Source organism: Streptomyces lusitanus, from assembly GCF_042647945.1.
Classification (GTDB): domain Bacteria; phylum Actinomycetota; class Actinomycetes; order Streptomycetales; family Streptomycetaceae; genus Streptomyces; species Streptomyces pseudogriseolus.
Genome location: NZ_JBHRWL010000007.1, coordinates 592,741 through 613,419 on the forward strand (window position 1 = coordinate 592,741; position 20,679 = coordinate 613,419).

The window sequence follows — 20,679 nt, forward strand, 5'->3', positions numbered from 1 at the left end:
ATCCTCCACGACATTGGCTGGTGACGCTCCCGCAGCGGATGGGAAATCAAGTTGGCCGGCTGCCGGTGAGCTGCGAAGATGCGTCCGATTCCCATACGGAGGAAGTTTGTTCGTTTTCGTGTGTGCGGGATGCGGTGCCGAGTTGACCATCCCGCTGTCCCAGGTCGCACTGCCGGTCCACGCACGTCAGCAGTACGGGAACGGGGCCCAGCTACCGGTGCTCATGGACTCAGGGACGTATGCCGTGGACCCGGACCCCTGGGGGAGGCCGTGGCGGATGTGGGACGAGATTGATCCGGGCGAGGCTGAGGCACGCGGTGTCTACGCTCCGGTCCGCGCCCTGTCCGACGGCACGACCGGAGCGATCGTCACCGCGCCCGGAGACATCCGTGGAACCCGGCTGATGCCTGAGAAGCGTGGCGGTGCCTGCTGTGGCCTCGACGGGGCCGACGGGCCCAACATGGCCTGCGAGGCATGCGACCTCCCCGTGGCAACGAGGATCGACGATTGCTCCCTCTGGCAGATGGTGCGACTCGGCTCGGATGTCGTGGACCGTGTCCCCGTCGACGGTATCCACGCCACGCCTCTCTCCTGGGCGGAGCTGGTGGAGACGGGGGAGAAGACGCCCCCGTTCGAGCCGATCACCACATGGGGAGGACGAGCGGGATCGAACCACTACTGGTCGTGGAGTCCGCGGTGGGAGGCGGCCGCAGGCAAGGCGCTCGCCCACCTGCTGATCGCTTCCCAGGGGCATCCGGTGAAGGTTCCGGGCGGCCTGACCGCGGACGTGTTCCAGCGCGCGCTCGACACCTTGCTGCCAGCGGACTCCTTGACGCGGGCCGCCGTCCTGGCCGGACCGGGACTACCCTCCCCGAACGCGGGCGTCGACATCCTCCTTGTCCCCGTCCACCCGCAGACGGGCCGGACCTGGACTCCTGCCGACCCGACCGCGCCGGCATACCTGGTGCCCCTGCCGCTGGGGGTGTGGCTGTGGCTGGTCGATCCCGACCCGACCGTGCCGGTTTCCGCGTCGGGCCGCACAGCCCGAGACGTCCTCCGCGACGACCCGCCCCCGCTGCTCCCCAACCAGCTGTTCCGTGCCGACCGGGGAACGTTCCAACACACCTTGGTCCGGCTGCCTGCCGCGCGCAGCCCATGGCTGCGCCCGATCCTCGAAACCCTCACTCAGAACACTTCAGCTGGCCTCTTCTGACCCCCGGCATCGAACAGCATGAGACGCTCGTACCTCCCATGAGGTCGACATCTGCTGTCCATGCACGACGCTGCGGAAGCTTTTCTGCAAGAGTTCGGCGGTCTGACTGTGAACGTCAGCGGACCAGGGATCAGCTGTGCTCACACGCCATTCGAGCTGAACCCCGAGCCGGCCTGGGGCGAGGATGGCCGATTCATGGAGTGGGGCGAAACGATCGGACGCCGTCTCTACCCGCTCCGCGAAATGGACTTATGCCACCGCTAGTTCGCGTTTCGAGCACTGATCCGTAAGAAGCTGTACAGGCGTGTGCTGTGCCGGCCATAGACGACTGACGAACCGCCTCCGCTCATCACAACGGATCCGACGCCAAGAAGCTCCGCATCTCGATGGCAAGACGGCGCATGTCTTCCCCAGGGGCATGGACGGTCGACGTCTCGAAACGCCACCCCTCGTCGTCGAGGAGCCGTTCGTGCAGCCCCCACGTCAACCGGACGTGTGATCCCGCGTGCTCGGCGGCCAGGGTCAAGTCACCTTCCAGCGAGCGCCAGGTCCTGGTGCCGTTCCATCCTCGGAATCCCTCTGCCAGTTCGGAGAGGAAGACGTCGAGGCCGTCACCGTCCCAGGTCTTCACCATGACCTCGAGACGCGCCCACTCACCTTCAGCTGTCACGAGGAAGTCGCGCATCAGGTCATCGCGCACCTCCGGATACGAGCGTGTCAGCTGATGGAAGCGCAGGCTGACCGTTCGATACCCGTCGCCTCCGACGCGGACAACCGGGCTGGTCTCGTCTGCTTCCCTCACGTACGCAGCCTACGGACACGGGACCCCGTGCGACCAGCGGTTTGTTCCCCTCCTGGCCGCCCATCAGTTGCCCAGATTCAACCTCGGCACCTTCCGGCGATTCCCGTACGTCAGCACATGCTCGAGCCCCGCTCGCAACGCGTTCAGGTCGACGCTCGGTGCAATTCCCAACGGGATGATGCGAGAAGGGAGCTGCAGTGCCTCCGCGGCTTCGTTCTTGAAGCTCAGTATCAGAAGGTCAGGCAGCAGCGAAGCTCCCTTGAGGCCGCCGTAATGGACACCCCCACTCTCATTCACGACGCAGTAGCTGTCCGTCCCGTTCCTCACATTTTGCTCATCTGGCTGCTCAGCCACAAAGCGTTGGAGGTCGAAGTAGAAGCCCTTCTCCGCTGCATCCACTCCATCGGCGATGAAGACGGAGAAGACGCCCGGAACTTCCTCTCCGATCACCAGTGTCGAGATGTCCCAATAGGGTGACAGGTTCCTCATGCGCCCCAGCTCTGCTCCGTACCAGCTCGTTGCCGGCCGAAGGTTACTCCCACCTCCCACTCCGCTCCGCCTCCCGCCCTCGCGCCCGACAGGAACCACGAACCCCGCGCACAGCGCAGCGCCGTCCGCCCCTCGGTGTGAGGGGCGGACGGCGCAGCAGGTGTGACCGGTGCCGGTCACCTCACCCGTTCAGCTGCCGCCGCTGTCAATTGACACAACCGATCGTCCCCACCGGGAAGTTGTTGCCGGTGGACGTCGCCGTGAAGCCGAACGACACACTCCCGTCCGGCGCGATCACTCTGTTGTGGTCGACGTTCCGTACCGTCACCGTGCCGTCCGAGCCGGTGCTGAGCGTGCCGTTCCAGGCGCTGCCGATCGTCGTGCCCTGCCCGGGCTTCCACTGCACGGCCCAGCCGTTCAGCGGCGACGTGCCGTGGTTCATCACCTCGACGGAGCCCTGGAAACCGCCGTTCCAGGAGTTGGTCACGCTGTAGACGGCCATGCACTCACCGGTGTGCGGCGGGTCGGTCGGGTCCGGGTCCGGCTCCGTGCCGGGGTCCGGGTCGCCGCCCGAGCCGCGGATGCCGGTGACCTCGCCGTTGCCGCCGTCGAAGACCACGTCGGAGCAGGAGAAGAAGTTCTCCTGGCTGTCCGAACGCACCCACTGCATGAAGATCAGCGCGTCACCGGAGCGGCCCGAGGGCAACTGGAGGTTCCAGTAGTAGTGGCCCCCGTTGGTGCCGGGGGACCCCTGCTGGGGCGGGTTGGTGACGGTCTGGATCAGCTGCAGGTCGTCCCACTTCAGCTGTGAGGTGGGCGACCAGCCGGGCTCGGTGATGTACACCCGGAAGTCGCCGGGGTGTGCCGCCCAGTTGCTGTACTGCACCTTGATCGTCGAGCCGGACGTCAGGTGGGTGCGCGGCCAGTCGGAGCGGGCCGCGTTGTACGCGGAGAAGTCGTACGGCGACCGGTCGCCGGCACTGCACAGCGTGCCGTCCGGGACGTAGCCAGGACCGCGTCCGCCGGCCTGGGAGTCGAGGACGGCGAACCAATTGTAGAGGGCCGTGGCGCCGCTCTGGTTGAGCGCGGCCTCGCAGGCGGGGTTGGTCGGGTCGAGTGCGCCGGTGCCGGTGATGGCGTCCAGCTGGCACAGGTAGGTGCGCGAGCCGGGCATCATCGCCACGCCGTGCGCCTGGGCGTCCGTCTGCCAGAGGAAACTGAGACCGAGCCCTCCGAGGAGGGTCGCCAGTACCGCTGCCAGAGAGACCAGTCTGCTTCTCAGAGCCATGGAGTCTCCTGTCCCGATGCTGAGTTCCTGAGCTGAGTTGCTCGGCGGGTTCTTCAGGGGATGTGCGCGAGGGGTGCGACAGGGGGTGGAACCCCCGCCCGGCCGGGGAGGGCGCCAGCCGGACGGGCGGGGGGATCTGGGGGCCTCCGGGGAGGGTGAAGGCGGCGGCGGTCGCGGCTCACAGGCCGCCCCCGTCATGAGGCGTGCGGGGCGTGCGGGGCCCGCCCGTCGGCTCGAGGAGGGAGAGGGCGGACCCGGAAGCGAGGGGTCGCGGCAGGATGCACCCGCCGTGGCCCGCGGCCCTCAGCCCCTCACGCCGTGCGGCAAGCAGTCCCGTTCAGCTGGAAGCCGCCCGGCTGCGCGAAGCTCCCGCTGTACGTGCCCTGGAACCCGAAGCTCTGGCTGCCGCCCGCGGCGATCCGCGCACTGCCCGCCGCCGCGGTCGCCGTGACCGCGCCCGAGGAGGGGCTGACGGTCGCGTTCCAGGCCTGCACGACGCTCTGTCCCGAGGGCAGGGTGAAGGCGAGCCGCCAGCCGTCCACCGGGGCCGAACCGTTGTTGGTCACCGTGACGTTCGCGGTGAAGCCGCCCGGCCACACGTTCGTCGCGTACGACACCGTGCAGGCGGCCGGGGTGCCCGGCTCGTCCGGGTTCTGCGAACCGCCCGTGTTGACGGTCGACGAGAAGGAGTTGACCGCGAGGCCCGCGCCGTTCTGCCACGGCTCGAAGCCGGCCTGGATACTCGTCAGGTACCAGTCGTTGCCCGCCTTCCCGTGGGCGACGGTCTCCCGGACGAAGTCCATCACGTCGAAGCTCCAGCTGCTGATCGCCGACGGAGCGACGAAGGACAGCACGTCGTTGGTGCCGTTCCCGCCGGACCACACCTCCCAGGTGCGCCCGGCCACGGTGGCCGTGCCGACCTGCGAGCCGATCGGCTGGATCGGCCCCACCCGGTTGAACCAGATCATGATCTCGGTCCGGTTCACCCCGTCGGTGCGGGGCGTCGGGTCCAGCCAGATGTCGTACGAGGCGTTGTACACGGCGTTGTCGACATAGCTGTACGAGATGCTGCTGGGCGCGGAGGAGATGCCGCTGATGCGCGCGGGGAGCGCGGTGCCCGGCGAACAGTTCGTGTAGTGACAGCCGTTGAAGACCGACGGGTACGACTTCGGTGCGCCGTTCGTCGGCACCGAGCCGTCGGCCTGGGTGACGCGGAAGCCGGAGTTGGTGGCGGTGACGCACTGGGTGGCGCTGGTGCCCCAGCGGTTGTTCTGGACGACGTAGCGGCCCTGGATGACCGTCGACCCGAACTCCTCGCAGATCGTGGTGTCGGCCTGGGCGGGGGCGGTCGCGGTCAGCAACGCGGCGAGCGCGGCGAGAGCGGTGAGGAGCGCCGCCGACATGGCGCGCAAGGTACGCGTCGCCGACCCGGCGCGCAGAGTACGCGCCGCCGACACGGCGCGCAGGGTGCGGGGGTGGTGCCGTAACCGTGGCATGTGGGGGACCTCTCGGCAGTGGGGGTGCGGGATACCGGGCGGGAGCGCTGCCATCCATGGGGAAAACGGGAGCGCTCCCGCCTCCCCATTGATGGGAGCGCTCCCAATGGTGTTCCGGGACGGGACTGTAGAAGGCGTCCATGTCCCTGACAACCCTGTGCGCGCCAACCCGTCGAATGTCTTTCGAAGCCGCAGGTCAGCAAATGATCCACTTGGCCTCGGACGACGGGAGCGCTCCCGAAACTTTCGACGCGTGGCGGGGCCGCCACAGGATGCCGCCCCGGCTCAGGCGGAGCCGCGCAGCACCAGTTCCGTACGGTGGATGACGTGCCGCCAGGCCGCCGACGGCTCCTCCATCTCCTCCAGGAGCAGCCGCACCATCGTGTGCCCGATCTCCTCGAGCGGCTGACGGACCGTCGTCAGTTTTGGATCGGTGTGCTGGGCGAGCGGGAAGTCGTCGAAGCCGATCACCGCCACGTCGTCCGGCACCCGCCGGCCCGCCGCCCGGAGCGCTCCCAAGGCGCCCACGGCCATCGTGTCCGACGCGGCGAACACACCGTCGATCTCCGGCGCCCGCTCGATGAGTTCGGCCATCGCGCGGTGCCCGCTGTCCGCCGAGAAGTCGCCCTGGACGGTCCAGGACTCCCGCGCCTCGACGCCGGCCCGCTCCATCGCCTCCCGGTAGCCGCGCAGCCGGCACTGGGCCACGTACATGTCCGGCGGCCCCGTGATGGTCGCGATCGCGCGCCGGCCCGTGGCCAGCAGGTGCGACACGGCGGCCCGCGCCCCTCCGACGTTGTCCGCGTCGACGTAGGTCACGCTCTCGTCGCCCGAGCGCCGCCCCAACAGCACGGTGGGCAGGCCGACTTCGGCCAGCATGTCGGGCAGCGGGTCCGTCGCGTGCACGGACATCAGCATCACGCCGTCGACCCGGCCGCCGCGCGCGTACTCCACGAGTCGCTGCCGCTCGGCGTCCGTGCGCACCAGGGTGAGCAGCAGCTGCACCTCGGTCTCGGTCAGGGCGTCCCCGACGGACCGCACGATCTCGGAGAAGAAGGGCTCGCCGAACTGCCGCCAGTCCGGCTCCGTCATGACCAGCGCGACCGCGTCGGCGCGCCGTCCGGCCAGCGTGCGGGCGGCCAGATTGGGGACGTACCCCAGCTCGGCGATGGCGCGCTGCACGGCACGGCGGGTCGTGTCCTTCACCCCCGCCGCGTTGTTGATGACGCGGGAGACGGTGCCCCGCCCCACACCGGCGAGCGCCGCCACCTCCTCGAGCGTCGGTGAACCCGGACGCCGCCTGAGCATGACCACCCCCACGAGATCACCCGATCCTACGGCCCCAGTCATGCCCGTACCGGCCGTTCCCGCAACCCGCCCGCCGCACACGGCCGTTCACGCCTCGCGCCCGCCGCACACGGTGTGCCCGGATCGCACCCCGGGCCGGCCGCACACGGCATGTCCGGACCCTGGACAGCGACCCCGGCGCCGTGCTCTCATCCCGACTGGGCCTTACAACGTTGTGAAGACCGAACGGCGAGCCACCCGCCCGTCCCGCGCACCCCTCCGCGGGACCACGGACGACGATGAACAGGAGCCCGCGCATGCCCGTCACCAGACGCACCCTCCTCGGGGCCTCGGCCGCAGGTCTCGGCGCGGCCGCACTCGGCGGCCCCCTCGCCGGCGCCGCGTCGGCCGCGCCCCCGAAGGCCGTCGCCGGCCCCCTCCCGGACGCCTTCCGTAAACTCCCCGCCGGCAGCGTCACCCCGCGCGGCTGGCTGGCCGGCCAGCTGCGGCTCCAGCTCGACGGACTGTGCGGCCGCTACGAGGAGATCTCCCACTTCCTCGACTTCGACACCACCGGATGGGTCCACCCCGAGCGGCCCGGCTGGGAGGAACTGCCGTACTGGCTGCGCGGATACGTGCCGCTCGCCGTGGCCACCGGCGACACCGCCGCCCTCGCGAACGCGCGCCGGTGGATCGACGCGGTCCTCTCCACCCAGCAGCCCGACGGCTTCTTCGGACCGCGCGCCCTGCGCACCTCCCTCGGCGGCGGACCCGACTTCTGGCCCTTCCTGCCGCTGCTCCAAGCACTGCGCACGCACGAGGAGTTCACCGGCGACGAGCGCGTCGTGCCCTTCCTCCTGCGGTTCCTGCGCTTCATGAACGCCCAGGGCCCCGGCGCGTTCGACACCAGCTGGATCTCCTACCGCTGGGGCGACGGACTGGACATCGCCGTCTGGCTGTACCGCCGCACGGGGGAGACCTTCCTCCTGGACCTGGCCGCCAAGATGCACACCCTGGGCGCCGACTGGACCGGGCCGACCCCCTCACGCCACAACGTCAACATCGCCCAGGGCTTCCGCGAACCCGCCCAGTACGCCCAGGTGACCGGCTCCGCCGAGCTGACCCGGGCCACCTACCGCGCCTACGACACCGTCATGACCGAGTACGGCAGGTTCCCCGGCGGCGGCATGGCCGGCGACGAGAACTACCGCCCCGGCTTCACCGACCCCCGCCAGGGCTTCGAGACCTGCGGCGTCGTCGAGTTCATGGCCTCCCACGAACTCCTCACCCGCATCACCGGCGACCCCGTCTGGGCGGACCGCTGCGAGGACCTGGCCTTCAACATGCTCCCGGCCTCCCTCGACCCGCAGGGCAGGGCCATCCACTACATCACCAGCGCCAACAGCGTCGACCTGGACAACCGCACCAAGACACAGGGCCAGTTCCAGAACGGCTTCGCCATGCAGGCCTACCACGCGGGCGTCGACCAGTACCGCTGCTGCCCCCACAACTACGGCATGGGCTGGCCCTACTTCACCGAGGAACTGTGGCTCGGCAGCGACGACGGGGGCCTGGCCGCCGCGATGTACGCACCCAGCACGGTCCGCGCCCAGGTCGCCGGCGGCACCACGGTGACCCTCACCGAGGACACCGGCTACCCGTTCGCCGACACCGTCCGCCTCACCGTCTCCACCCCGCGCCCGGTGCGGTTCCCGCTGCGCCTGCGCGTACCCGGCTGGTGCCGCGCACCCGAACTGCGGGTCGCCGGACGGCCGGTGAACGCCCCGCAGGGGCCGGGCTGGGCGACCGTGACCCGCACCTGGCACGACGGCGACGTGGTCACCCTGCGCCTGCCGCAGCGCACCGAGGTGCGCCCGCTGCCGGACCAGCACGGCGCCGTGACCGTCCAGCACGGGCCGCTGACGTACTCCCTGAAGATCGGTGAGCGGTACGACCGTTACGCGGGCGACGACACCTTCCCCGCCTACGAGGTGCACGCCACGACCCCCTGGAACTACGGCCTCGCCCCGCTGCCCGAGCCGGAGTTCACCCGCACCCCCGGCCCCGTCCCCGACAACCCCTTCACCCACGCCACCACCCCCGTCCGCATCACCGCCGACGCCCGCCGGATCACCGAGTGGACCGCCGACGACGAGCACGTCGTCACCCCCCTTCAGGACAGCCCCGCCCGCAGTGACGCCCCGGTGGAACGCGTCACCCTGATCCCGATGGGAGCGGCCCGGCTGCGGATCACCGCCTTCCCCACGGCGTCCCCGGACGGACGGCCCTGGACACCCGAGCCGCCGTACCGCCGCATCGAGAACCGGAACAGCGGCAAGGTCCTCGCCGTGGACGGCATGTCCACCGAGAACAGCGCCCGCGTGGTGCAGTTCGCGAACACCGGCACCGGCGATCATGCCTGGCAGCTCGTCGACCGGGGGGAGGGCTGGTACCTCATCCGCAACGGCCACAGCGGCAAGGTGCTGGGCGTCGACGGCATGTCGACGGCGGACAGCGCACGGGTCGTGCAGTACGAGGACAACGGGACCCCCGACCACCTGTGGACGCTGGTCGACAACGGCGACGGCTGGTACCGCATCCGCAACAGGCACAGCGGCAAGGTGCTGGGCGTGGACGGCATGTCGACGGCCGACAGCGCCCAGGTGGTCCAGTTCACCGACAACGGCACGGCGGACCACCTGTGGCGCTTCCTGTGATCTGAGGGGCGGTTGGCAACGCCCCTCAGGGGCGCGGGGAACTGCGCGCCCAGCCGCCACCCACCCGCACGCGACGGGGAACGGGCGCAACCCCGTAACTGGTGGCGGGCGCCCGCACGACTCCCTCAGGGGCGCGGGGAACTGTGCGCCCAGCCCCCACCCACCCGCACCCGGCCCGGGCGACCCGGAACGGCCCGCGCGGCCCGCGCCCTCCGCACGAGGTCCGCCGCGGCCGCCTCCCACCCGGGCCGGGTGAACTCGAACCCCGCGTCCCGCAGCCGCCCCGGCACCACCCGCCGGCTCTTCAGCAGCAACTCCGTGTCGGAGCGCATCGCGAGCGCCCCCAGCTCCGCCATCCACCGGGTCGCCGGCAACCCCACCGGCACACCCCAGGCCTTCCGCAGCACGCGCATGAAGTCCCGCTGGGGGAGAGGATCGGGCGCGGCGAGATTCACCGCGCCCTCGATCTCCTCCCGCGCGACGAGAAACTCCACCGCCCGTACGAAGTCCTCGTCGTGGATCCACGACACGTACTGCGCGCCGCCCGCTACCGGCCCGCCCAGCCCCAGCCGGGCCAGCCGCAGCAGCACGTCGAACACGCCGCCCCGGTCGGGGCTCATCACCATCGCCGACCGCAGGGCCACCTTCCGCGTGTGCGGGGTCGGCGCCTCGGTCTGAGTCCGCTCCCAGTTCTTCGCGATCTCGATGCTGTACGCCCAGTAGTCGGGCACGCCGCTCTCGCAGCCGCCGATGACGCCCGTCGCCTCGTCGTTCGCGGCGTCGAAGCGGTGCGCGTAGATCGTCGCGGTGCTCATCTGGAGCCACACCTTCGGCGGCCGGCGGGCGGCGGCGATCGCCTCGCCCACGACCCGCGCGGAGTCGACGCGCGAGTCCATCATGGCGCGCAGGTTCTCCGGGGTGTACCGGCAGGAGACGCTGCGGCCCGCCAGGTTGATCACGACGTCCGCGCCGTCGACCGCCTCGGCCCACGGTCCCAGGGTTGCCCCGTCCCACGCGACGTCACGAGGGCGGCGCGGGTGCCTGGTCAGCACCACCACCTCGTGCCCGGCCGTGCTCAGCGCACGGTCCAGGATCGTGCCCACCTGTCCGGTCCCCCCGGGCAGAACGATCTTCATCGGACCCCTCCGACCTCTTCGAGTGCCCTCACCCTACTCCGTTTTTGAACGCGTTCAACACTAGGGTTCGTGAGGGCCGCGAGCACGGAAGGGACGGAAGGGACGGAAGAGGCGGCGGGACGGGCCGGGAGACCTACGCCTGCGAGGCGATCTGGATGAGGTTCCCGCAGGTGTCGTCGAAGACGGCGGTGGTGACGGGTCCCATGTCCAGCGGCTCCTGGGTGAAGCGCACGCCGTGCTCCCGCAGCCGCTCGTACTCCGCCCGCACGTCGTCCACGGCGAACTGGGCGAGGGGGATGCCGTCGGCCACGAGGGCGTCCCGGTAGGGCTTGACCGCGGGGTGGTGGGACGGTTCCAGCAGCAGTTCGGTGCCGTCCGGATCGTCGGCCGGGACCACGGTGAGCCACCGGTCCGTCTCGCCCACCGGCACGTCGTGCTTCGTCATGAAGCCGAGGACGTCGGTGTAGAAGCGCAGGGCCTTCGCCTGGTCGTCGACGAAGACGCTGGTCAGTTGGATCTTCATGAGGGGTCCTTGTCCGGTTCGGGGGTACGGGGATCGAGCCAGCGCTCGGTGATGTGCCGCAGCGGCGCGACGTTCAGATCGTGGAACTTGTACCGGCCCTCCCGCCGGGTCTCGACAAGCCCGGCCGCCTCCAGGACGGCGAGGTGCTGCGACACCGCCTGACGTGAGATGCCGAGCCCGTGCTTCATGCTCAGACGCGCACAGATCTCGAACAGTGTCTGTCCCGACTTCTCCGTCAGCTCGTCGAGGATCGTCCGGCGGGTCCCGTCCGCCAGAGCCTTGAAGAGGTCGTCGGCCATACCCCGACTATAGGCAAGTGTTCACTTGCCTATCAAGCCGGAAGCCGGTCCGGACGCGTACTGCACCGGAGATCGGTCGGGTACCGTGTGGGGCATGTCGAGCCCTGAGGCAGCCAAGGTGGGGGCTTTCGGTCACGCCGTCAGCCCCCTGAACCACTGAGTTCTTGAGCCCTTGCCGTCCCGCCGCGTCCTGCGGCCGGACGCGCGCGCCCGTGGGCGCTGACCGCGGTGACGAGACGTCTTCCTGCTGTGCTTCTCCTCGTCTCGGAGCCTCTCGATGCCTCTCCCGCTTTACCTGCTCGCCCTGGCGGTCTTCGCCATGGGCACCTCGGAATTCATGCTCGCCGGCCTCCTGCCGGACATCGCCTCCGACCTCGACGTGTCCGTCGGGACGGCCGGCACCCTCACCTCCGCCTTCGCGGTCGGGATGATCGTCGGCGCCCCGCTGGTCGCCGCGCTCGCCCGCGACTGGCCGGCCCGGGGCAGCCTCCTCGCCTTCGTCCTCGTGTTCTCGGCGGCGCATGCCGTGGGTGCCGTCACCACGAGTTTCGTCGTCCTGTCCGCGACCCGGGTCGTGGCCGCCGTGGCCAACGCGGGATTCCTCGCCGTCGCCCTGACCACCGCCGCCGAGCTCGTCCCGTCCGGCAGGAAGGGACGCGCGCTGGCCGTCCTGCTGTCCGGCACGACGGTGGCGACGATCGCCGGAGTCCCCGGAGGCTCCCTGCTCGGCACGCTGCTCGGCTGGAGGGCCACCTTCTGGGCCGTCGTCCTCGTCTGCCTGCCCGCCGCTCTCGGCATCCTCAAGCGCATCCCCCCGCGACAGGGGCGGACGGACACGGCTGACAGGCCGTCCGGACCGGCCCTGCGGGCGGAGATCTCACAGCTCAGGAGCCCTCGCCTGATCCTCGTCCTGCTGCTGGGCGCCCTGGTGAACGCGGCGACCTTCGGAAGCTTCACTTTCCTGGCCCCCCTCGTCACCGACGCCGCCGGGTTGGCCACGCCGTGGATCCCGGTCGTGCTGGTGCTCTTCGGGGCCGGCTCGTTCGTCGGCGTCACCCTCGCGGGGAGGCTCTCGGACCGGCGTCCAGGTCTGGTCGTCGCGGCCGGCGGGCCCTTGCTGCTCGTCGGATGGCCGGCGCTCGCCGTACTCGCCGAGCATCAGGCCGCCCTCCTCACCCTCGTGTTCGTGCAGGGCGCCCTGTCGTTCGCGGTGGGGAGCACGTTGATCGCGAGGGTCCTCTACGAGGCGGCCGGCGCCCCCACGATGGCCGGGGCGTATGCCACGGCGGCACTCAACGTCGGCGCCGCCGTCGGCCCCCTCGTCGCGGCGGCCACCCTGGCCCCGGTCGGCAACCGCGGGCCGCTGTGGGCCAGCGGCCTCCTCGTCCTGGCCGCCCTGCTCACCGCGCTGCCCTTCTCCCGGGCCCGACAGTCCTCCCGGGCCCGCCAGTCCTCCCGGGCCCGCTAGTGCTGTGACCGCACAGGTTCGCCGATTGTCCGGGAAGATCGGTGCAGGGTGAGGTGACACCCTCTTGATCCATACTCTGTGGCGGCGGTTTCGGGGAGGGCATGTCCTTGCAGCACAGGAGCGGGATGGCACGAGCAGTCCGGCGAGCGGCGATCGTTGTCGTCGCGGCTGTCCTGATGAGCGGTTGTTCGTCGGACGATCCAGCGCGGGCCGAGGAGCGGCAACGGGACTACTGCACCAAGCTGGGGACCTGGCAGGACACGGCGCACGCCACGACAACCGGCGAGGCGGACGGCGAAGCCGGTGGCGGACACGGTGGCCAGTCGTCCGAGTTCGACAACACCGAATCGGCAGGACATGTGCTCATCGAGGCCGCGAAAAGGCTCGAACGGGCCGGCCTGGAAGACGGTGGCACCCACATCGTCGATGACACCGTCAACGCGGTCGACGGCGACATCGGGGCTGAGGGCCGTGCGGTGTCGTACTGCGACAGCTCAGGCTTCGAGACCTTGGTCGGTTAGGCACGGCTGGTGCTGCGAGCGCAGGGGGTTCGGATCGGGCGTCTCCGGACGTCAAGCCGCTGGAAGCGCCGATCCGGCGAACCCTCCCGGTCGGAGCACTAGCCGCGGCCTCCCGGCGCGGAGTCACGGCGGAAGACGCCCGACAGGGACAGGGACCCGGGGCCGAAGAACACCAGCAGCAGGAAACCCCAGCAGAACAGCGCCGGCGACAGGCCGCCGTTCTGGAGGGGGAAGAGCCCGTCCGGCTGGTGCTCGGTGAAGTAGGCGAAGGCCATGGCCCCGGAGCTGAGGAACGCGGCGGCCCGGGTGAGGACCCCCAGCAGGACGAGCGCGCCGCAGACCAGCTCGATCACCCCCGCGTACCAGAACGGCCAGTCGCCGGCGGGGGTGGCGTCCCGGTCCAGCACGCCGAACAGGGTCGCCGCGCCCTCACTGGTGAACAACAGGCCGATGACGATGCGGAACAGACCGAGGACCAGCGGCTGGTGACGGTCGAGCCGGTCGGTGGCGCCCATGGTGGTACTCCTTGCAGTGGCCGGTGCGCGAGGCAGGGGAAAGGGGGACGGCACGGAGGCCGTCCGCCCTCTACCAACGTGCGCGCCGGGCACGCCGTTCAGCCGTTCCGGCCCTGGAAGGACACAGGTCGGCAACGGTCGTGCGGGCGGCGGCCGGCAGACTCCTCCCTCATGAGCGACAGAGTTGTCCGGGCGGCCCGCCCCGCAGGCGAAAGCGGGCCGCCCGAACCGGACACGACGGGACGGACCCGGCTCCTGGCGGCGCTCGCGGCGCTGGCGACGGTCGGCGCGGGACTGGGCCTGCGGGCCGTGGCGACCGGCGACGTCGCGAAGTACGGCGGCGACGCGCTGTACACCCTGCTGATCCTCACCCTCGTCGTCCTGGTGGCCCCGCGTACGACCCCGGCGCGGGCCGCGGGAGTCGCGCTGGCGGTGAGCTGGGCGGTGGAACTGCTCCAGCTCACCGGCCTGCCCGCGGACCTGTCCGCCCGCAGCACTGCGGCCCGCCTGGTCCTCGGCTCCACGTTCAACGCACCGGACCTGTTCTGGTACGCGGTCGGCGCGACCGCCGGCTGGCTCGCCCTGCGCGCACCGGCCCGCCGTCGGGCGCCTCGCTGAGCGACTCGGTGAGCGGGCACTGACCGCCCAGGAGAATTGACCTCAAGCGCTTCAGGTGGGGGACGCTGGATGCATGACGACGACGGACGGCGACACGGCCTCGGTGAGCATCCAGGAAATGTCGAAGATCAGTGGCCTGTCCGAGGCGACGCTGCGCTACTACGAGAAGATCGGCCTCATCGGGCCCGTTCCCCGCGACGAGAGCAGCGGCCACCGACGCTACGGCGGACCCGCGGCGGAGAGGATCGAGGCACTGGGCTGCCTCAGGGCGACCGGGATGAGCGTCCAGGACATGCGCGACTACCTGCGGTTCCTGGACGGCGGTGACGACGGCGGTGACGGCAACGCCACACGGATGCGCGAGCTGTTCGAACGCAATGTCTCCAGGATCCAGGAGGAGATCGAGCGCATGCACGTCCGCCGGAGGTACCTCGAACTCAAGGCGCAGTTGTGGGGCGCGCGGGAGTGGGGCGATGCCGACGGGGAGAGCCGGATCGTGCCGGAGGTCGCGCGCGCCCGCGAAGGCCTCCGCTGACGCCACTTGACTTGAAGCGCTTGAGGTCCCGGAGGCTCGTGTCCGGACGGCCGGCCGGCCGGCATCACGGCTCGGCCCCTCGCACACGATCCCAAGGACGACTCACATGTTCACCGAAGATCTCGAACGACTCGCGGAAGCGGGACAGCCCGTGCTGGTCACCGGCGCCACCGGATATCTCGGCGGTCACACGGTGGCCCGTCTGCTCCGCGAGGGCATCGCCACCCGTGTGACGATCCGCAAGGAGAGCCAGCGGGACCAGGTGCTCGCGGCGCTCCGGCAGGCCGGTGTCGACCCGGCCGGGAAGCTGTCGTTCGCGACGGCGTCCCTCGACGACGACCGGGGCTGGCCGGACGCCATGGACGGCGTCCGTCACGTGCTCCACCTCGCCTCGCCGTTCCCCCTCACCCCGCCGGAGACGGAGGAGGAGCTGATACGTCCGGCCCGTGACGGTGCGCTCCGTGTCATCGGCGCGGCCCGGGCGGCCGGCGTGGCCCGCGTGGTGATGACATCCTCCTTCGCCGCCGTCGGCTACACGGTGAAGGAGGACAACCACTACTCGGAAGCGGACTGGACGGATCCCGACACCGAGGGCCTGCCCGCCTACCACAAGTCGAAGACCCTGGCCGAACGAGCCGCCTGGGCGTACGCGGCCGACAGGGGCGGCGTCGAGCTGACCGTCGTCAATCCCACCGGCATCTTCGGACCCGTGCTCGGCGACCGACCCTCCGCCTCGGCGGGCCTCGTGCGGGCCATGCTGAACGGCGACATGCCGGTCGTCCCGGTCATGTACTTCGGCGTGGTCGACGTGCGGGACGTCGCGGATCTGCACCTCCGGGCCATGCTCCATCCCAAGGCGGCGGGCGAACGGTTCATCGGCGTCGGCGGACCCGCGCTGAGCTTCTGGACGATGGCGGGCATCCTGCGGGAGAGGTATCCGGCCGCCGCCGGCCGCCTCCCCGCACGCGAACTCACCGTCGAGGAGATGACTCAGCGGGCCCGGACCGAGCCTTCGCTCCGCGAGGCCGCGACGCTGAGGGGCCGTGTCCCGGTGATCGACAACAGCAAGGCGCGCTCCCTCCTGGGCTGGGAGCCCCGCGACACCGCGCAGACGATCGTCGACACCGCGGATAGTCTCTTCCGCCTCGGGCTGACGCGTCCGGGGACCGGCGCGGCCGGAGCCTGAGGGCCCTGCCTCCTCACCGGCTCCGGCGTCCGCCGGGGACGCCGGAGCCGGCGGCTCAGGCCCGCCTGCCGCCCCGCAGCCGAAGCCGCTCACCCCGGAAGCGGGCCCGGAAGCCGCGGTCGTGGGAGACGGCGACCACCGCGCCCGGGTAGGCGGCCAGCGCCGCCTCCAGGTCCTCGACGAGGTTCAGTGCGACGTGGTTGGTCGGCTCGTCGAGCACGAGCAGGTCGGCCGGCCGCGTCACCAGCCTCGCGATCTGGAGCCGTCGTTGCTGTCCCGCCGACAGCGCGGCGACCGGCACCGTCAGGTCCTCCTCGCGGAACAGTCCCAGTGACAGCAGCGTGTCGCGGTGCTCCTCGAGCGGGCCCGGCCGCCGCGCGGCGAAGGCGGCGAGCAGCGGGAGCCGGCCCATGCGGACGGGCAGTTCCTGGGGCAGGTAGCCGATGCGGGCCGGGCGGCGCACCACTCCCGCGTCCGGCTCCAGATCGCCCGCCAGGACCCGCAGCAGGGTCGACTTCCCGGCCCCGTTGTCACCCGTGACCAGCAGGCGTTGCCCGGGCTCGACGGTCAACCGCCCGTCCAGTCGCAGCCGTTCACCGACGCCCACGTCGTCCAGCTCGGCGAGCACGGTGTCGGAGGGAGGCGGATCGTCCGCCGTGGCCGGGGCGGCCGTGAAGCGCAGCGGCTCGGGCGGTGCGGGCACGGGCGCGCGCCGCAGCCGGGCCAGCCGTTCGCGCACCGCCCGCACCTGGCCGCCCAACTTCGCCTCGTGCGAACGGCGGTGCTTGCCGAAGCCCTGCCGCGGGTCGCCGCCCGTGGTGGACAGCCGCCGGCCCGCCGACTCCAGCAACTCCTCGGTGCGGGCGACCTCTTCGAGCCACTCCGTGTGCGCCTGCTCGGCGCGACGGCGCGCTGCCGCCTTCGCCGCCCGGTAGCCGGCCCAGCCGTCGCCGTACCGGCGCACCGAGCGGGTGTCCCGGTCGACCTCCAGGATCGTGGTGGCGATCCGTTCGATGAACGGCCGGTCGTGGGTGACGGCCACGACGGTGCCGCGGTGCGCGCGCAGCCGTTCCTCCAGCCAGTGCACCGCGGACGCGTCGAGATGGTTCGTCGGCTCGTCCAGCAGCAGCAGTTCGGGATCCGCGGCCAGGACGCAGGCGAGCGCCAGCCGGGACTGCTCGCCGCCGGAGAGCGAGCCGAGCAGCCGGTCCCGGGTGACGCCGGCCAGTCCCAGCCCGTGCATCGCCGCGTCCACCCGCGCGTCGGCCCGGTACCCGTCGCGCTGCTCATAGGCGGTCAACAGGTCGCCGTAGGCGGCGAGTTCGGCCTCGGAGGCATCGCCGAGGCGCTCTTCCGCCGCGCGCAGCCGGTGTTCCAGGGCGCGCAGCGGGGCGAGCGCGTGATCGACGGCGTCCTGCACCGTGCGGTCGGGTTCCAGTGCGGGGGTCTGGGTGAGGTGGCCGGCCCCGCCCGGGAAGACCACGGTGATCTCGCCGTCGTCGGGCGTCTCGGCCCCGGCGAGGAGCCGCAGCAGGGTGGACTTCCCGGCGCCGTTCTCCCCGATGACGGCCGCCCGCTCACCGGGCCGGACGGTGAGGGAGATCTGGTCGAGGACGGTGCGGGGGCCGTAGGACTTGGTGACGTCCTTGACGGACAGCTGTGCCGCGAGTACGGGCGTGAGGGTATGGGCGCGGGCGCGCATAGGACTTTCCCTGAGGTGAGAGAGGTGGCAGAGGGCGATGACGGCGGCGTCGGCCGCGCCCGGGCTCAGAGAAAGAAGAAGTGGCGCATACCGCCACCGTAGCAAGACGGATCGTATCGTCTCAAGTCGTATCCGATTTCGGCGACCTCTCTCAGGTCCGGTCCCCGTCCGTCGTGGCCCTGCGCCGCCGGTGCGCCGCCGCCTTGGCGGCGTTGCCGCAGCGCCGCATGGAGCACCACTGGCGGGGCCGGCCCGAGGCCGGGTTGAGGTAGAGCATCCGGCACACCTCGGACGCGCACATCGTCAGCCGCTCCCTGCGCGACTCGTCGGACACGAGCCCGATCAGGTCCCGCGCGACCGCCGACAGCAGGGCGTCCTCGGTGAGCAGATCGCTGCCGGGCGCCGGTCGCACTCCGTCCCGCGTCAACTCCAGCCTCGGGGCGGGCGGGTCACCGGCGGCCAGGTTGTTGACCAGGTCCACGGACGCGGGGGAGGGGCGGTGCCCGTCCAGCAGCGACGAGGCGATGTCGTACGCCGCGTCACGCAAGGCGTGCAGCGACCGCAGCAGCGCGTCCGCCGCGTACCCGGGCGCCGGCGTCAGCCCCACGCCACGGCACCACGCGGCCAGCCGCTCGGCGTCCCCCATCCGCTCCACCGGGCCGACCGGCCTGCGGCCCACCGTCGCCACCAGGTTCAGCGACAGCGAGCCGGCGTCGAACCGGAGATCACGCGCCCGGGCGGTGACCCTCGTGCGCGGTGCTTGCGGTGCCGCTCCCATACGGCGATAGTAACCTTCGAAACGGTTACCAAGGGAGTGGGGCGGCCATGCGGATCGCGATCGTCGGAGCGGGTGGGGTCGGGGGCTACTTCGGGGCGCGGCTCGCCGCGGCGGGCCACGAGGTCACCTTCGTGGCCCGGGGACGCCACCTGGAGGCCGTACGCCGCTCGGGGCTTCTCGTACGCAGCCCCCTGGGCGACGTCCGCACCTCGCCCGGCTCGGTGGTGGAGAGCGTCGCGGACGTGGACGGCGCGGACCTGGTCGTCGTCGCCGTGAAGCTGTGGGACACCGAGGACGTCGCCCGGCAGCTGGCCGCCTCCAAGCTGGCCGGCACGCCCGTGCTGTCGCTCCAGAACGGCGTGCACAAGGACACCGTCCTCGCCCGTCACCTGCCCGCCGAGTCCCTGCTCGGCGGCGCCTGCTTCATCTCCGCCTTCATCGAGGAACCGGGCGTCGTCCGGCACAACGGCACCCTCCAGCGCATGGTCTTCGGCGCCCGGCGCCCCGAGCAGGAGCCGGTCGCGCGCCGGCTCCTCCAGGCGTGCGCCGAGGCGGGCATCGACGCCGAGGTCAGCGAGGACGTCGACCGGGTGATCTGGGAGAAGTACGTCTTCCTCGTCGGCCACTCGGCCACCACCACGGCCGTCCGCCGGCCCATCGGCGTCGTCCGCTCCGACGCGCGGACGCGGGCGCTGCTGCGGGACGTCATGGCGGAGGCCGCGGCCGTCGCCCGCGCGTCGGGCGTCGCGCTGGCCGAGGACTTCGCCGAGCGGCAGCTCGCCTTCTGCGACACCCTGCCCGCGGACATGACGTCGTCCATGCACAACGACCTGGAACACGGCCACCGTCTCGAACTGCCCTGGCTCAGCGGGGGAGTGGCCGACCTCGCCGCCGAACTCGGCGTCCCCGCGCCCCGCAACCGCACGGTCACCGACATCCTGTCCCCGTACGTCGACGGCGCACCGGCGAGCGCCTGACCGACGCCGTTCCCGGCCGGCGGCTGACCGACGCGCTCCCCGGAACGCCGGTCAGCCGGCCGTGGCGCGGTTGAGCCGGACGGACGACCAGAAGGCCGCGCCGATCAGGCTGACCCCGATCAGCCCGGTCACGATGTCGTTCACCTCGTACCGGATGCTGACGAGCAGGACGGCGGCGAGGGCGCCGATCGCGTAGTGCGCGCCGTGCTCCAGGTACACGTAGTCGTCCAGCGTGCCCTTGCGCACCAGGTACACGGTGAGCGACCGGACGTACATGGCGCCGATGCCGAGGCCCAGCGCCATCAGCACGATGTCGTTGGTGACGGCGAACGCGCCGATCACCCCGTCGAACGAGAAGGACGCGTCCAGCACCTCCAGGTACAGGAAGGTGAAGAAGGCGGCGCGGCCCGCCAGCGCGACCCCGGAGCGCCCATTCGCGTCCTCGCCGTCCTCCTCCCCGGCCAGCCTGCCCTCGAAGAACCCCGACAGGCCGTGCACCACCAGATAGGTGACGAGTCCCGCGACCCCCGAGATCAGCACCGTCTGCGCCTTGTCGGCATGGTGGCCGCCGTGCTGGTGGGCCTGGGTGGCGACCGTCATCGACGCCGTCAGAAGCACGACCAGGGCCGCGCACACCGACAGCATGTCGATCCGGCCGAGCCGCGCCAGGGGCCGCTCCACCCGGCCCAGCCACTTGGTCTCCCGGTCCTCCAGGATGAAGTCGAGGAAGATCATCAGCAGGAACATCCCGCCGAACGCCGCGATCGACGGATGCGCGTCGGTGACCAGCTCCTGGTAGCGCTCCTTGTCCGTGAGCGCCAGATGCACGGCGTCCTGCGGGGCCAGCCGCGCGCTCACCGACACGATGACCACCGGGAAGAGCAGCCGCATGCCGAACACGGCGATGAGGATGCCGACGGTGAGGAAGATCCGCTGCCAGAACGCGTTGAGTTTCTTCAGGATGCCCGCGTTGATGACCGCGTTGTCGAAGGACAGCGACACCTCCAGCACGGCGAGGATCGCGACGATCCCCAGTGCCGTCCAGCCGTCGTACAGCACCCCGCCCACCAGCCCGACGGCCGTCACGGCGAACGCCCACCGGAAGGTCTTCCACAGCACCCGGCACTCT

General features: G+C 71.2%; 21 protein-coding genes. 9 read left to right on the top strand and 12 right to left on the bottom strand.

Annotated features, from left to right (window positions below):
- The first annotated feature begins 106 nt into the window (after positions 1-106).
- Both ACFOSY_RS14490 and ACFOSY_RS14495 read left to right on the top strand, forming a co-directional pair.
- Complete coding sequence (locus ACFOSY_RS14490) at positions 107-1,213, top strand: hypothetical protein (protein ID WP_394307196.1); 1,107 nt, start codon at positions 107-109, stop codon at positions 1,211-1,213.
- A gap of 60 nt (positions 1,214-1,273) precedes the next feature.
- Complete coding sequence (locus ACFOSY_RS14495) at positions 1,274-1,477, top strand: SUKH-3 domain-containing protein (RefSeq protein ID WP_394307197.1); 204 nt, start codon at positions 1,274-1,276, stop codon at positions 1,475-1,477.
- Between the two features lie 85 nt (positions 1,478-1,562).
- Here the strand turns inward: ACFOSY_RS14495 and ACFOSY_RS14500 are convergent, their stop codons facing one another.
- The 5 genes from ACFOSY_RS14500 to ACFOSY_RS14520 form a co-directional block, all read right to left on the bottom strand.
- Positions 1,563-2,015: a DUF6228 family protein gene (locus tag ACFOSY_RS14500; protein ID WP_394307198.1), complete on the bottom strand. Its 453-nt coding sequence runs from the start codon at positions 2,013-2,015 to the stop codon at positions 1,563-1,565.
- Positions 2,016-2,078: 63 nt separating this feature from the next.
- On the bottom strand, positions 2,079-2,504 hold the full coding sequence (locus tag ACFOSY_RS14505) for a hypothetical protein (RefSeq protein ID WP_394307199.1): 426 nt from the start codon (positions 2,502-2,504) through the stop codon (positions 2,079-2,081).
- Between the two features lie 205 nt (positions 2,505-2,709).
- Positions 2,710-3,792 carry a lytic polysaccharide monooxygenase auxiliary activity family 9 protein gene (locus ACFOSY_RS14510; RefSeq protein WP_394307200.1) on the bottom strand — a complete coding sequence of 361 codons (1,083 nt, stop codon included), beginning with the start codon at positions 3,790-3,792 and terminating at the stop codon, positions 2,710-2,712.
- A 311-nt stretch (positions 3,793-4,103) separates the two neighbouring features.
- Entirely contained in the window at positions 4,104-5,288 is a 1,185-nt protein-coding gene (locus ACFOSY_RS14515; RefSeq protein WP_449343582.1) for a GH12 family glycosyl hydrolase domain-containing protein, read from the bottom strand.
- Positions 5,289-5,573: 285 nt separating this feature from the next.
- Positions 5,574-6,596 (bottom strand): LacI family DNA-binding transcriptional regulator, encoded by a 1,023-nt coding sequence (locus ACFOSY_RS14520; protein ID WP_394307202.1) that lies wholly within the window; start codon positions 6,594-6,596, stop codon positions 5,574-5,576.
- Between the two features lie 296 nt (positions 6,597-6,892).
- On the opposite strand from ACFOSY_RS14520, the gene ACFOSY_RS14525 reads away from it, so the two are divergent.
- Positions 6,893-9,292 carry an RICIN domain-containing protein gene (locus ACFOSY_RS14525; protein ID WP_394307203.1) on the top strand — a complete coding sequence of 800 codons (2,400 nt, stop codon included), beginning with the start codon at positions 6,893-6,895 and terminating at the stop codon, positions 9,290-9,292.
- A 125-nt stretch (positions 9,293-9,417) separates the two neighbouring features.
- On the opposite strand, the gene ACFOSY_RS14530 is transcribed toward ACFOSY_RS14525, so the two are convergent.
- The 3 genes from ACFOSY_RS14530 to ACFOSY_RS14540 form a co-directional block, all read right to left on the bottom strand.
- Positions 9,418-10,428, bottom strand: coding sequence for a TIGR01777 family oxidoreductase (locus ACFOSY_RS14530; protein ID WP_394307204.1), 1,011 nt, complete (start codon positions 10,426-10,428; stop codon positions 9,418-9,420).
- Between the two features lie 133 nt (positions 10,429-10,561).
- Positions 10,562-10,951, bottom strand: a complete 390-nt coding sequence (locus ACFOSY_RS14535; protein ID WP_394307205.1) for a VOC family protein — start codon at positions 10,949-10,951, stop codon at positions 10,562-10,564.
- The gene (locus ACFOSY_RS14540; RefSeq protein WP_369161032.1) at positions 10,948-11,250 is read right to left on the bottom strand and encodes an ArsR/SmtB family transcription factor; all 303 of its coding nucleotides are present in this window, start codon (positions 11,248-11,250) and stop codon (positions 10,948-10,950) included. The genes ACFOSY_RS14535 and ACFOSY_RS14540 overlap by 4 nt, the downstream gene beginning before the upstream one ends.
- 277 nt (positions 11,251-11,527) lie before the next feature.
- Here ACFOSY_RS14540 and ACFOSY_RS14545 point away from each other — a divergent pair, with 277 nt between their 5' ends.
- Both ACFOSY_RS14545 and ACFOSY_RS14550 read left to right on the top strand, forming a co-directional pair.
- Complete coding sequence (locus ACFOSY_RS14545) at positions 11,528-12,718, top strand: Cmx/CmrA family chloramphenicol efflux MFS transporter (protein WP_394307206.1); 1,191 nt, start codon at positions 11,528-11,530, stop codon at positions 12,716-12,718.
- A gap of 125 nt (positions 12,719-12,843) precedes the next feature.
- Positions 12,844-13,239: a hypothetical protein gene (locus ACFOSY_RS14550; RefSeq protein ID WP_394307207.1), complete on the top strand. Its 396-nt coding sequence runs from the start codon at positions 12,844-12,846 to the stop codon at positions 13,237-13,239.
- A 98-nt stretch (positions 13,240-13,337) separates the two neighbouring features.
- Here ACFOSY_RS14550 and ACFOSY_RS14555 read toward each other — a convergent pair whose 3' ends face one another.
- Positions 13,338-13,754 carry a DoxX family protein gene (locus ACFOSY_RS14555; RefSeq protein ID WP_394307208.1) on the bottom strand — a complete coding sequence of 139 codons (417 nt, stop codon included), beginning with the start codon at positions 13,752-13,754 and terminating at the stop codon, positions 13,338-13,340.
- 171 nt (positions 13,755-13,925) lie between these two features.
- Here ACFOSY_RS14555 and ACFOSY_RS14560 point away from each other — a divergent pair, with 171 nt between their 5' ends.
- The 3 genes from ACFOSY_RS14560 to ACFOSY_RS14570 all read left to right on the top strand — a co-directional run bounded on the left by ACFOSY_RS14560 (position 13,926) and on the right by ACFOSY_RS14570 (position 16,093).
- Positions 13,926-14,372, top strand: coding sequence for a ribosomal maturation YjgA family protein (locus tag ACFOSY_RS14560; protein ID WP_394307209.1), 447 nt, complete (start codon positions 13,926-13,928; stop codon positions 14,370-14,372).
- A 73-nt stretch (positions 14,373-14,445) separates the two neighbouring features.
- A complete protein-coding gene (locus ACFOSY_RS14565) occupies positions 14,446-14,907 on the top strand; it encodes a MerR family DNA-binding transcriptional regulator (RefSeq protein ID WP_394307210.1) in 462 nt (153 codons plus the stop codon).
- 106 nt (positions 14,908-15,013) lie between these two features.
- Entirely contained in the window at positions 15,014-16,093 is a 1,080-nt protein-coding gene (locus ACFOSY_RS14570; RefSeq protein WP_394307211.1) for an NAD-dependent epimerase/dehydratase family protein, read from the top strand.
- Positions 16,094-16,148: 55 nt separating this feature from the next.
- On the opposite strand, the gene abc-f is transcribed toward ACFOSY_RS14570, so the two are convergent.
- Positions 16,149-17,795 (bottom strand): ribosomal protection-like ABC-F family protein, encoded by a 1,647-nt coding sequence (gene abc-f, locus ACFOSY_RS14575; protein ID WP_394307212.1) that lies wholly within the window; start codon positions 17,793-17,795, stop codon positions 16,149-16,151.
- Between the two features lie 151 nt (positions 17,796-17,946).
- Positions 17,947-18,573: a CGNR zinc finger domain-containing protein gene (locus tag ACFOSY_RS14580; RefSeq protein ID WP_394307213.1), complete on the bottom strand. Its 627-nt coding sequence runs from the start codon at positions 18,571-18,573 to the stop codon at positions 17,947-17,949.
- A gap of 47 nt (positions 18,574-18,620) precedes the next feature.
- On the opposite strand from ACFOSY_RS14580, the gene ACFOSY_RS14585 reads away from it, so the two are divergent.
- The gene (locus ACFOSY_RS14585) at positions 18,621-19,550 is read left to right on the top strand and encodes a ketopantoate reductase family protein (RefSeq protein ID WP_394307214.1); all 930 of its coding nucleotides are present in this window, start codon (positions 18,621-18,623) and stop codon (positions 19,548-19,550) included.
- Between the two features lie 51 nt (positions 19,551-19,601).
- Here ACFOSY_RS14585 and ACFOSY_RS14590 read toward each other — a convergent pair whose 3' ends face one another.
- Positions 19,602-20,669, bottom strand: a complete 1,068-nt coding sequence (locus ACFOSY_RS14590) for a DUF475 domain-containing protein (protein ID WP_394307215.1) — start codon at positions 20,667-20,669, stop codon at positions 19,602-19,604.
- Between the last annotated feature and the right edge of the window lie 10 nt (positions 20,670-20,679).